The 11,751-nt window shown below is 72.0% G+C and carries 12 protein-coding genes; 4 read left to right on the forward strand and 8 right to left on the reverse strand.

All coding sequences use genetic code 11. The features are described 5' to 3' along the window. Positions 1-105: 105 nt before the first annotated feature. Positions 106-645 carry a PPA1309 family protein gene (locus ACZ6B8_RS20005; RefSeq protein ID WP_358711577.1) on the forward strand — a complete coding sequence of 180 codons (540 nt, stop codon included), beginning with the start codon at positions 106-108 and terminating at the stop codon, positions 643-645. A 118-nt stretch (positions 646-763) separates the two neighbouring features. Here ACZ6B8_RS20005 and ACZ6B8_RS20010 read toward each other — a convergent pair whose 3' ends face one another. The 4 genes from ACZ6B8_RS20010 to ACZ6B8_RS20025 form a co-directional block, all read right to left on the reverse strand. Next, positions 764-1,855 carry a YlbL family protein gene (locus tag ACZ6B8_RS20010; RefSeq protein ID WP_471608042.1) on the reverse strand — a complete coding sequence of 364 codons (1,092 nt, stop codon included), beginning with the start codon at positions 1,853-1,855 and terminating at the stop codon, positions 764-766. Between the two features lie 93 nt (positions 1,856-1,948). After that, positions 1,949-2,287 carry a hypothetical protein gene (locus ACZ6B8_RS20015; protein ID WP_471608043.1) on the reverse strand — a complete coding sequence of 113 codons (339 nt, stop codon included), beginning with the start codon at positions 2,285-2,287 and terminating at the stop codon, positions 1,949-1,951. 173 nt (positions 2,288-2,460) lie between these two features. Beyond that, positions 2,461-2,925: a molybdenum cofactor biosynthesis protein MoaE gene (locus ACZ6B8_RS20020; protein ID WP_471608044.1), complete on the reverse strand. Its 465-nt coding sequence runs from the start codon at positions 2,923-2,925 to the stop codon at positions 2,461-2,463. Between the two features lie 147 nt (positions 2,926-3,072). After that, positions 3,073-4,185, reverse strand: coding sequence for an SDR family oxidoreductase (locus tag ACZ6B8_RS20025; RefSeq protein WP_355803030.1), 1,113 nt, complete (start codon positions 4,183-4,185; stop codon positions 3,073-3,075). Positions 4,186-4,376: 191 nt separating this feature from the next. On the opposite strand from ACZ6B8_RS20025, the gene ACZ6B8_RS20030 reads away from it, so the two are divergent. Together ACZ6B8_RS20030 and ACZ6B8_RS20035 are read left to right on the forward strand one after the other, a co-directional pair. Then, positions 4,377-5,861, forward strand: coding sequence for a zinc-dependent metalloprotease (locus tag ACZ6B8_RS20030; protein WP_471608045.1), 1,485 nt, complete (start codon positions 4,377-4,379; stop codon positions 5,859-5,861). Beyond that, positions 5,858-6,382 (forward strand): NUDIX hydrolase, encoded by a 525-nt coding sequence (locus ACZ6B8_RS20035; RefSeq protein WP_471608046.1) that lies wholly within the window; start codon positions 5,858-5,860, stop codon positions 6,380-6,382. The genes ACZ6B8_RS20030 and ACZ6B8_RS20035 overlap by 4 nt, the downstream gene beginning before the upstream one ends. 118 nt (positions 6,383-6,500) lie before the next feature. Here ACZ6B8_RS20035 and ACZ6B8_RS20040 read toward each other — a convergent pair whose 3' ends face one another. The 4 genes from ACZ6B8_RS20040 to ACZ6B8_RS20055 all read right to left on the reverse strand — a co-directional run bounded on the left by ACZ6B8_RS20040 (position 6,501) and on the right by ACZ6B8_RS20055 (position 10,382). Further along, complete coding sequence (locus ACZ6B8_RS20040; RefSeq protein ID WP_362364511.1) at positions 6,501-7,256, reverse strand: AIM24 family protein; 756 nt, start codon at positions 7,254-7,256, stop codon at positions 6,501-6,503. 16 nt (positions 7,257-7,272) lie between these two features. Continuing rightward, positions 7,273-7,953, reverse strand: a complete 681-nt coding sequence (locus tag ACZ6B8_RS20045) for an AIM24 family protein (protein WP_362364508.1) — start codon at positions 7,951-7,953, stop codon at positions 7,273-7,275. 11 nt (positions 7,954-7,964) lie between these two features. Further along, positions 7,965-9,641 (reverse strand): TerD family protein, encoded by a 1,677-nt coding sequence (locus ACZ6B8_RS20050; protein ID WP_471608047.1) that lies wholly within the window; start codon positions 9,639-9,641, stop codon positions 7,965-7,967. Positions 9,642-9,758: 117 nt separating this feature from the next. Continuing rightward, positions 9,759-10,382 (reverse strand): M48 metallopeptidase family protein, encoded by a 624-nt coding sequence (locus tag ACZ6B8_RS20055; protein WP_471079213.1) that lies wholly within the window; start codon positions 10,380-10,382, stop codon positions 9,759-9,761. A 201-nt stretch (positions 10,383-10,583) separates the two neighbouring features. Between ACZ6B8_RS20055 and ACZ6B8_RS20060 the strand changes: the two genes are divergently transcribed. Beyond that, positions 10,584-11,726 (forward strand): ThiF family adenylyltransferase, encoded by a 1,143-nt coding sequence (locus ACZ6B8_RS20060; RefSeq protein ID WP_471608048.1) that lies wholly within the window; start codon positions 10,584-10,586, stop codon positions 11,724-11,726. The last annotated feature ends 25 nt before the right edge of the window (positions 11,727-11,751 follow it).

Consider the following 11,751-nt stretch of genomic DNA (forward strand, 5'->3'; position numbering starts at 1 on the left):
CTGTTGGTCCGTCAGGCCCCCGAGATCGCGGACCCACACCTATGCAACTTACCTACGCTTTACTCGGTTCCCGTTTCTCGGGACTAACGAGGCAGGATTGTGACCATGTCCAACACTCCCATGGCAGCGAGCCCCCTCACTCGGGCGGTCCTCGAGATCGACGAGTACGTATCCGGCCTCGGCTGGGACCGGCCCGCCCGCCTCTTCGCGCTGGTCGACACGGCGCGACTGCGTACCCAGGAACCCGGCCTCGCCTCCCAGCTCGGCCTCGACGACGGCGTGGAGCACGCCGGTCTCACCCCCATCGAGCAGGAGGAGATCCCCGCCGACAAGCCGCTGGACGAGTTCCTCGGCACCATCGCCTGGCCGGACGCGGTGGCCGGCTGCGCGCTCACGGTGGAGCGCCTGATGCTGCCGCCGTCCGCCGAGACGTCCGTCCCGGACGGCCTCAGCGAGGCGCAGCTCGCGAAGTGGGTGGCCGAGCACCCGGACCGCCAGGAGGTCCGGATGACCGTCGCGGTGCTCCGCGACGGCGCGCGCGAGTCCGCGCTGCGGCTGCGCGAGAAGGACTCGCCGACCGAGGTCCTCACGGGTTCGGCGCTGGTGCCGGGTCTCGCCGAGGCGCTGGCGGCGACGTTCGCCTAGCGGTACGCCGCGGCAGGTCTTCTTCGTTCCGTGCGTTCTTCGTTCTGTGCGCGGGTGGGGCGTCCCACCCGCGCACAGCTGTCCGCGCGGGTCCTCCGTGCGGATCTCCGCGCGCGTCCTAGGAGGCGGTGCACTTCGGCAGGTCGGCGGTGTCGCCCTCGCGGATCTTCTTCAGGGACTTCACCGCGTCGGCGATGGTGTTCACCTTGACGAGCTCGAGCCCGTCGGGGACGTCGCTCGCAGCGGCAGCGCAGTTGGCCTTCGGGGTGAGGAAGTACTCGGCGCCCTTGTTGCGCGCGCCGACGGTCTTCATCTCGATGCCGCCGATCGGGCCGACCTTGCCGTCGTCCTCGATGGTGCCGGTGCCGGCCACGAAGTGGCCGCCGGTGAGGTCGTCCGGGGTCAGCTTGTCGACGATGCCGAGGGCGAACATCAGTCCGGCACTGGGACCGCCCACGTCGGCCAGCTTGATGTCGATGGTGAACGGGAAGGTGTGGTCGGTGCCGGCCTTGATGCCGACGACCGCGCGATCGGAGCCGCGCTCCGCCGCCTTCGTCGTGATCCTGACGTCCTGGGTCCTCGTCGCTTCCTTGCCGGCCTTCTCGGCCGCGGCCGCCTCCTTGACCGGGACGACGCTGAAGGTGACGGGCTCGCCGGGCTCGTGCCGGGTGACGAGCTTGGCGACGTCCTCCATGGCCTTGACGGGCTTGCCGTCGACCTCCCTGATGACGTCGCCCGCGTGCAGCTTGCCCTCGGCCGGGTCGCCCTTGAAGACGGTGGAGACGATGACCTGGGACTTCACCGGCAGGTGGAGCTCCCTGAGGGCCGCGACCTTGGCGCTCTCCTGGGACTGGCTGAACTCCTCGGCGTTCTCCTGGGAGGACTGCTGCTCGGTCTTGCCGTCCGGGTAGAGCGTGTCGTGCGGCACCACGATGCTGTCGTGCGCCAGCCAGCCGTACACGGCCTCCGCGAGGTTCATGTTGTAGTCGGCGCTGGTGACCCTGACCGTCGTCATGTTGAGGTTGCCGGTCGTGGGGTACGTCTTGTGCCCGGAGATCTGCAGAACCGGTTCGCCGTCATGATCGCCGAGGGTGTTCACCGTGGGGCCGGGCGACATCTCGGAGTACGGCACTTTGATGAGCACTCCGGCGCAGAGCAGCGCGATCAGCATCAGGGTGGAGGCGAGCATCGTCGCGGTGCGGCGTGGCATGGAACGACAGTACGGGACCTGCCTGTGGGAGCACCCCCGGGGCCGGTCCGTACGGGGGCTCGGCGGCGGCACCGAGGAGCCGCCGAAGCCCTGCTACGTACCGGTGTGCGACTTCTCCCGGAGGCCGTGGGCCTCCTCGGCCACCACGGCCGCCGCGTCGGTGTCCGTCGGGAGCTGCGGATCGCCGTCGTCCGCGCGCGGGACGTCGACGACGTCCTGGGGCGCCGCCGCCTCGTGGTGCGCCGCGGCCTCCTGGGGTCGCTCGGGCACCCCGCGGGTCTTCTCCATCGCCTCGCGGAACGCGGCGTAGCCGTTGAGCTCGGACGTGTCGCCCGTACGTCCGGACCTCCGGTTGCGGGCGGCCCAGCTGCCCCACAGACCCGCCCCGACGGCTGCCAGGAGCGGAATCAGCAACCAGGCAAGTGATGCCATGTCGACCTCCCGACCCCATGATCCACCGCAACTGACTGATCAGCAGATTAACCATCCGCATGGTCAACGCTTACGGCAGGGGTCGAGTTACGCAACCGGAGCCACTCGGACCAACCGGGTCATCCCGGCCCCCGGAGAGGACAGCCGTCCCGGCCGTCGCTCCCCCGCGTCCCTCAGCAGGCGCCGACCCATTCTTCCTTGCCGTCGGAGAAGCGCTGGTGCTTCCAGATCGGCACCTCGTGCTTCAGGTCGTCGATCAGCCGGCGGCAGGCGTCGAAGGCCTCCGCGCGGTGCGGGCAGGAGACGGCCACGACCACCGCGAGGTCACCGACGGCGAGGTCACCGATCCGGTGGACGGCGGCCAGGGCGCGCACCGGGTACTCGGCGACGACCTTCTCGGCCACCCGGCGCATCTCGGCCTCGGCGCTGGGGTGGGTCGAGTACCCCAGCTCGTCGACGTCGGCGCCGCCGTCGTGGTTGCGCACGGTTCCCACGAAGAGCGCGGTGCCGCCCGCCGCGTCGTCGCCGACGGCCCGGAAGACCTCGTCCAGCGAGAGCGGGGTGTCGCGGATCGCGAGCAGCCGGATCGGGTCCTGCGCGGCCTGCTCGCCGGGGTGGTCCATCGTGGTGCGTGCCATGCGGCCATGGTGCCGCACGGGACCGTCATCACGGAATAGACCTTTCGCCCGGCACGCGCGCGTGCCGCGTTGGAGCTCCCTACAGGGGCGGACCAGGGGCCGGATCACGTGGCCGGACCGGACCGGCCACGCGGGCGTGGCCGCCGGTCAGATCCTGCGGCGGGCCTTGCGCGCCCTGCGGACGACGGCCGCCGCGCCCAGCAGCGCCACCGTCGCGCCCGCGGCACCCGCGGCCGTGGCGTCCTTGCGGCCCAGGCGCCGGCCGGCCACGGTGCGCCGCCCGGAGACCTCGTCGAGCAGCTCGGAGAGGACCTCCTCGTTGGTCCACTGCGGGCGCCACCCGGCGTCGTGCAGTCGGCTGACGCTGACCACCCAGGGGTACATCGTGTACGCGAGGTCGCCGGCCGGGGACGGGGTGAGGCCGATGCGGTGCAGCCGCGCGGCGGCGCCCAGGGCGACCGTCGAGGGCAGCTCCATGCGCCGGATCCCGCTGAGCTCCTCGACCTCCTCCTGCTCCAGCCAGCCGTCGCAGCCGACGGCCAGCTCGCCGTCGACCTTCTCCAGGACGGCGTACTCCAGCGCGCTGCACAGGTCCTCGACGTGGCAGAACTGCCACGCGGGCCGGGAGCCCGCCACCACGAGGAGCCGGGGCGACTCGAAGTAGCGGGTCAGGGCCGTGTCCGTGCCGCCGACCAGGGTCGCGGGGCGGACGACGGTGACGTTGAGGCCGGGGTGCGCGCGGGGCGCCCGCCGGGCCAGCCGCTCGACCTCCAGGAGGTCGCCGACGCCGGTGGCCTCGGCGGTGGCGCGCAGTTCCGCGTCCTCGGAGAGGGGCAGTTCGTTGTCGGAGAGCGCCCCGTAGACCATGGCGGAGGTGCACAGCACGACGCGGTGCACGCCCGCGGCGGCGGCTGCGGTCAGGACGGTCTGGGTGCCGCGCACGTTGTACGCGGTGCGGGCGGCGCCGTCGGTCTCCAGGTCGAGGTCGAGCGCCAGGTGCACCACGACGTCCGCGCCGCGCAGCTTCTCGGCGATGGCCGGGTCCCGGACGTCCAGGATGTGCCACTGCGCCTGTGTGCAGTCGCCGCGGCGCTCGTCGATGGCGATGACCTGCTTGATCTCCTCCGAGGCCGCGAGGCGCTCGGTCAGCAGCGCGCCCACCCCGGAGGCCGCGCCGGTCACGGCGACGACGGGCCCTCGGACGGGCGCAGGGGTTGACGGGTTTCGCGCTGCGCGAACCTGAGGATCTGGGGAACTCACCGGGCGTCTCCAGCGGTTGTCTTCAGTACGTACCCGAATGACGCGTACGTACCAGGTGGCATCCATCCTGCCGCAGGCCACCGGTCGGCGAAGCACCGAGGCCCGATCCCGTCATGGTGTCTACGCTGGGTGGTGTTGTAGGGCAGCCGCCGCCGGCAGATTACCGGCGGCCTGACGAGCCGAGGAATCCCGTGAGTGACACCCCATTCGGATTCGGCCTTCCGCCGGAGGAGCCGGAAGACGGCGACGAGGGCAAGAAGAAGGAATCCCCTGGAGAGGGCAGCAGCGGGGGACAAGGCGCAGGTGGCCCCGCGAACCCGTTCGGTTTCGGGGGGTTCCCGGGAGCGGGCGGCGCCGGCGGCGGAGACAATCCGTTCGCCGCGATGTTCGGCTCGATGAACCCGAACGACCTGGGTGCCGCGTTCCAGCAGCTCGGCCAGATGCTCTCGTACGAGGGCGGCCCGGTGAACTGGGACATGGCCAAGGACATCGCCCGCCAGACCGTCTCCCAGGGCACGGCGGACGGCACCAATGACGCCAGCGTCGGCCCCGCGGAGCGCTCCGCCGTCGCGGAGGCCGTGCGCCTGGCCGACCTGTGGCTGGACGACGCCACCTCGCTGCCGTCCGGGTCCGGCACGGCCGTGGCGTGGAGCCGCGCCGAGTGGGTCGAGGCGACCCTGCCGGTCTGGAAGGAGCTCGTCGACCCCGTCGCCGAGCGCGTCGGCCTGGCCATGGGTGACGTCCTGCCCGAGGAGATGCAGGCCATGGCGGGCCCGCTGATCGGCATGATGCGCTCCATGGGCGGCGCCATGTTCGGCCAGCAGATCGGCCAGGCCGTGGGCGTGCTCGCGGGCGAGGTCGTCGGCTCCACCGACATCGGCCTGCCGCTCGGCCCGTCCGGCAAGGCCGCACTGCTCCCGGTGAACATCGAGTCCTTCGGCAAGGACCTCGGCGTCGACAAGGACGAGGTGCGGCTGTACCTGGCGCTGCGCGAGGCCGCCCACCAGCGGCTCTTCGCCCACGTGCCGTGGCTGCGCTCGCACCTCTTCGGAGCCGTCGAGGGGTACGCGCGCGGGATCAAGGTCGACACGGCCAAGCTGGAGGACGTGGTCGGCCAGCTCGACCCGCAGAACCCCGAGCAACTGCAGGAAGCGCTCCAGCAGGGCATGTTCCAGCCGGAGGACACCCCCGCCCAGAAGGCCGCTCTGGCCCGCCTGGAGACGGCTCTCGCGCTCGTCGAGGGCTGGGTGGACGCGGTGGTGCACACCGCCGCCAAGCCGCGCCTGTCGTCCGCCGACGCCCTCCGGGAGACGCTGCGCCGCCGCCGCGCGACGGGCGGCCCCGCCGAGCAGACGTTCGCCACCCTGATCGGCCTCGAGCTGCGTCCGCGCCGTCTGCGGGACGCCTCGCGCCTGTGGGCCTCGCTCACCGACGCGCGCGGTGTCGACGGCCGCGACGGCCTGTGGGAGCACCCGGACATGCTGCCGACCGCCTCCGACCTGGACGACCCGGACGGTTTCGTCCACCGCGAGCAGCTGGACTTCTCCGAGCTGGACAAGATGCTCGGCGAGGCGGCGGGCGGCGGTTCCGCGAAGCCGGACCTCACCAAGGACGAGTCCGACGCGTCCGATGCGGCCGACAAGACCGACGAGGACAAGGGCGAAGACGGCAAGTGAGTCTGTACGACGACACGGTCCTCGCGCTCAAGGACTACGAGGACCAGCCCGAGCTGCGCCAGGTCTACCTGGACCACTTGGGCGCGCACGGCGACAGCGGCATGTGGAAGTCCTGCACGGACGGCCATGTGACGGCGAGCGCGCTGGTGGTGGACCCCTCCCGCGGGCGCGTCCTGCTGACCCTCCACAAGAAGCTGCGGATGTGGCTCCAGATGGGCGGTCACTGCGAGCCGGGTGACGCGACGCTCGACGCGGCGGCGCTGCGCGAGGCCACGGAGGAGTCCGGCGTGCCCGGCCTGACGCTGCTCGCGGGCGGCCCCGTCCGCCTGGACCGACACCCGATCCCGGGGCCGTGCACGCAGCACTTGGACGTGCAGTACGCCGCGCTCGCCCCGCCCGACGCGGTCGAGGCGATCAGCGACGAGTCACTGGACCTGCGCTGGTTCGCGTACGACGAGGTGGCGACGGTGGCGGACGAGTCGGTAGTACGCCTGGTGCAGGCGACAAGGGCACGCCTCTAGGGGGACCGTCGAGGCGCCCCGAAGGGGCTCTCGAAGGGGCGCGGGGAACTGCGCGACCAGCCACATACGGCCCGCAGAAATCCCCGCGCCCCTCGGTCACCCCTGCCCGGACGAGGGCCTAGCTCCAGACGTTGCCCTGGTTCGCCCCCCGGGCGCCCTGCTGGCCCACCCCGAACTGCGCCTGGGCGCCCCGCCCGATGACCGCGTGCTGCGGCGGCAGCATCTCGCTGGGCTGGACGAGGGCGTACCCCTGTCCCATGAAGCTGAGCTCCCAGCCCTCGCCGGTGTTGCCGCGGCGCCGCCAGACGCCCGAGGAATGGGTCTGGGCCTGCATCTGGACGCGCAGGCCGTTGGACCAGGCGACGATCGCGTCCGCGTCGGCGTTGACGTACCGGTCCGGCGTGACCTGCAGCATCAGCGGCTGGCCCGACGTCATCAGGGCGACCTTGCCGCGCCCGGTGATGTTGAGCTGGTACTTGCCGGAGCCGGAGATGCCGTACTGGCTGTCCACGGCGATGACCTGGTGGGTCAGCGACGAGTCCATCGCGAGGACGTAGCTGCTGTCCACGGTCAGGCCGTCCTGCTCGATGTCCACCACGTGGATGTACTGCGCGAGGTTGGCCAGGTAGACCGTGCCCTGACCGTGGCAGCGCATCAGGTCGAGGCCCTCACCGGTGTGCGCGCGGGCGCGCTGGTTGCCCCGGCTCTGGTACTCGGCGTCGAACTCGATCAGCCCCTGGTAGGCGACCATCGCGCCCTTGCGGGCCAGGACGTCGTCGTGCCCCTCCAGGGCGACCCGGAGCAGCTGCGGGTTCTGGACCGAGTAGCGCTCCTGCGTCTGCTGTTCGGCGTGCGCGAAAAGTGGGCTCTGCATGGTGTGTTGCTCCCCCTCAGCCCCGTGCTCGGAGGCGGTCGGTGCTGTCCTCACTGGGCTGTACGACGACGATGCCTTGTCCGGAGAAGCCCATCTGGTAGGCCTCCCCGCTGCCGCGCCCGATGAGGGAGCCGGCCTTGAAGCTGCGCTTGCCCTTCACCTTGAGGTTCGGGGACCAGGCGATCAGGGCGTCCGGGTCGACGTACGTCTCGTCCTCGCCGCTGCCGCAGTCGACGACGATCGGGGTGCCGCGGGAGGTCAGCGCGACCCAGCCCTGGCCGGAGATCTTGATGTTCCACAGGCCCTGTCCGGCGAACTTGGCCATGCCCTTGACCCGCTCGACGCCCCACTGGAGGGACGCGTCGAAGGCGAGCAGGTTGGTGCCGTTCACCGAGAGGGAGTCGCCCGCCAGGTTGATGACGACGACGTCCGCCCCGTAGTCGGCCAGGTAGAGCAGGCCGTCTCCGGAGCACTTCATCAGGGGCGCGCCTTCGCCGGTCATCCACTCGCGCGCGACCTGACGGACGGCGGGCGGATTGGGCTCGTACTGCACGAAGCCTTCGTAGGCGACCATCGAGCCCACGCGCGCGAGAAGGTCGTTGCCGGTCTGCATGGCCACCTTGACCATGTGGTGGCCATGGTTCTCCATGCGGGTGGCGACAGGTGCGGGAGCAAAGCCCGCGAGCTGCTGATTCATGACGGGCTCCCTCAGACCTCGTACGGCTGGACGACGATGAAATTGCCGGGCGCGCCACGGAACTGGAGATTCACGCTCTCCCCCGTGGAGCCCGCGTACGCGTTGCTGCGCAGCCGGACCTGGCTGGAGACGATCGCCTGTGCGGCGGCCGACCAGGCGACGACGGCGTGGCAGTCGGCGAACGTCGTCGGCGTGACGGGCAGCACCACGGGCACGCCGTGGGTCTTCACGATGACCGTGCCGGTGCCCTGGAACTGCATGACGAACAGCGCGCCGCCGGGGATGCCGTGGCCCTCGATCCTGCGCACCTCGTGCTGCAGGGACTCGTCGAAGGCGAGGACGTTCTCCGCGGAGACGCAGATCGCGTCGCCCTGGAGCTCGATGGGGTGCAGGTGGGTGGCCTCCTCGGCGAGGAAGACCTGGCCACGGCCGGAACAGCGCATCAGCTGCATCTCCTGGCCGGTGGCGTTGCCCACGATGCGGCCGGCGAAGCCCGCTCCCTTGTAGCTGAACTCGACCTTGCCCTGGTAGAGCACCATGCTGCCCTGGCGGGCGAGGATCGGCTGGTCGGCGACGCCGAGGTCGACGCGGACCAGCTTCTCGTTCTGCTGCGTCCAGCGCTGGCCGGTGGGGGCCTCGCGGTACTTCTGGAGGGCCGCGGCCACACCGGCGCCCTGGGGAGGCGGCGCCTGGCCCGCGGCGGGCTGCCCCGGGAACTGGCCCTGCGGGGGCTGCTGGCCGTACCCGGGAGGCATCGGGGCCTGGGGCTGCTGACCGTACCCCGGGGGCAGCGGCGCGGTCCGGCCCGGCGCCTGCTGGCCGGGCATCTGGCCGAACTGCGGCTGCTGCGGCTGGTGTTGGGGCTGCTGCTGGGGCGGGTGGCCGTACGGCGCGGGAGGCGGCGGAGGCGGCACGGTGCCGCCCGGCGGCTGGTGCAGCGGCGCCACGACGGTCTGCGCGGCGTGCACCGACGGATCGGCAGGGGCGGGCGCGGGGGGCGGAGTGGTGCCCTGCGGGGGCGCGAAGTTCTGCGCGGGCGCGGGGGCCGGTGCCTGGGGCGCCGGTGCGGCGGCCGGGGCGCCGAACGAGGGCGGGGCCGGGGCCTGGGCGGGCGGGGCGAAGGACGGCGAGGCCGCCTGTTGCGGGGCTGCGGGCTCCTCTTCGGCGACCTCGCCGCCGAAGTTCTTCAGGAGCGCGTCGAGACCGCCGTCGAAGCCCTGGCCGATGGCGGCGAACCGCCAGACGTCCTTCAGGTAGAAGTCGCCCAGCATGACGGCGCGCTCGGTGGAGAACTCCGCGCCGGTGAAGGCGTAGCGCGCGACTTCCTCGCCGCCCGCGACGATGCGGATGTACCCGGAGGCGACCTGCGACATCTGGCCGGCGCCGTCGACCGTCGCCGTGAACGACAGCCGCTGGATCTGCTGCGGGATGCGGTCGAGCGTGACCCGGAAGGACTCGGTGTCGCCCGCCTGCGCGCCCAGGAGCTGGATCGACTCCTCCGGCGACTTGGGCTGGTTGAAGAAGATGAAGTAACGGTCGTCCGAGAGCCGTTCGCCCGCGTCCAGGCCGAAGCAGCTGATGTCGAAGGTCAGCCCGGGGGCGGAGATCTGTACGCCGACGTACAGGTCGGTGCCCGCAGTGAGATCACTGATCTTGGCCTTGTGGCCGCGTTGGAATTCCCTGGCCATACGTAACGACCGTCCCCCATCCCGAATGTGAATACGTCGCGTCAGGCTAACCGCAAAGACCGACAGCGAGCCAAGCCGGTACAGACCCGCTACACAACTGCGGGACCCGGCGGACGTTCACTCCTCGCGCGCGGCGGGCAAATGGGGCAACCGGCTGGCCGACACCACTCCTTCGAGGTACCCCCTGGCCCGCTCGGTGCGGGGGTAGGCCTCCAGGAGCCGCCAGAAACGGGGGCCGTGCCCCGGGACGAGGAGGTGGGCGAGTTCGTGGACGAGGACGTAGTCCACGACGTACTCGGGCATGCCCTGCAACCGGTGCGAGAGGCGGATGCTGCCCTCGGCCGGGGTGCAGGAGCCCCACCGGGTGTTCTGGTTCGTGACCCAGCGGACCGAGGCCGGCCGGGCGCGGCCGCCGAAGTACTGGTCGGACAGCTGCCCGGCGCGCTCGGCGAGCTCCGCGTCGCCGAGGAGCCGCTTGCTCTCCTGCGCCGCGAGCTTGTCGAGCATCACGGTGACCCAGCGCTGCTCCTCCGCCTCGGACATGCGGGCGGGGATGAGGACGACGGTGCGATCGCCCTCCCGGTACGCGGAGACCGTTCGGCGGCGGCGGGCGCTCCGTCTGACCTCCACCGCGCTGGTCTTCGCGCCGGACGGCGCCGGGCTGGTCGTGCTGCGCTGTGGAGTTCCGGCGCGACGCGCTGAGGTCTCCCCAGCGACGCGTGAGGACGGGTCGGCGGGCACGCCCCGACGTTACCCGCTGGGCATGGGGGAAGTCCCGCCTCCGGGACGGTTCGGCGCCGTTCCGCACCCCGCGCGCCGGATTAGTACGACGAATACCCCCTGCCTGTGGACAACGCACGGCAGGCTTCGGGCGGGGCGGGCATTCTGGCATTCGATCGGCGCGGCGACGGGACCGCGCCGACCGGCCGACGGGGGACGACCATGCGACTGACGCATCCGATCGTGAAGCCCGCGCTGCGGCGCGGCTGGCGGGACCTGAGCACCGTGCAGTTCGGGGTGGCACCGGCGCACGCCCTGGTGCTGGGCCCGATGGACACGGCGACGAGCAGCTTCCTCACCTTGCTGGACGGCACCCGCGGGCTGCCGCTGCTGCGCGAGGAGGCACGGCGGATGGGGCTGCCCGAGGGACATGTGGACAGACTGCTCGGCGAACTGACCCGCGCAGGCCTGCTCGACGACTCGACGGGCGGCGGGCCCGCGGCCGACACCCTGCGCGAGCGGGGCGGGGCCATGGACCGGCTGCGGGCCGACCTGGCCTCACTGTCGCTCCAGTCGCCCGAGCCGGGCGGTGCAATCGCGAAGATGGCGGCCCGACGGACCATACGGGTCCGGGTCCGGGGCGCCGGCCGGGTGGGCACCGCGGTCGCCTCGGTGCTGGCGGCCGCGGGCGTCGGCCGGGTCGATGTGGTGGACGGCGGACAGGTGCAGCCGTGGGACGTCGCACCGGGCGGTCTGCCCGCCGAGTCCGTCGGGGAGCGGAGGGACGCGGCCGCGCGCCGGGTCGTGCGGCAGGCGGCGCCGGGCAGGCCGGACCGGGGGACCACCGAGCCGGAGGGCACCGCGGGCCTGTCGCTCGTGATCATCGCCCCGCGGGACGGACTCGACGCGTACGCCCCCGCTCCCGCCGCGGCCGAGGAGCTCCTCGCCTCGGGCACACCCCATCTGTACGCGGGGGTGATCGAAGGCACGGGAGTGGTGGGCCCCCTCGTCCTGCCGGGGACGACGGCGTGCGCCGAGTGTCTCTTCCGGCAGCGCGCGGACCACGATCCCACCTGGCCCCGGATGCTGGCCCAGTGGCGCTCGGGGACCACACGGCAGGTGGCCGCGTGCGACGTGGCCCTGTCGACGTCGGTCGCGGGGTTGACTGCGGGGCACGCGCTGGCCTTTCTGGACGGGGAGCCCTCCTCCTGCGCGGGTGCACGATGGAAGGCGGCCGTCCCCGGATTCGAGTGGCACTCGAGCCCGATTTGGCCGCATCCATCATGCTCTTGTGGGGCCGGCGCGTCCGTTAAGGGGGATCGGCCCGCCGCTGACGAGAAGCCGCACGCAACAATGGCCGGGTAACCGCCTGTGAGGGCGCGGCTGTCTG

Source organism: Streptomyces sp. NPDC041122 (genome assembly GCF_055592445.1).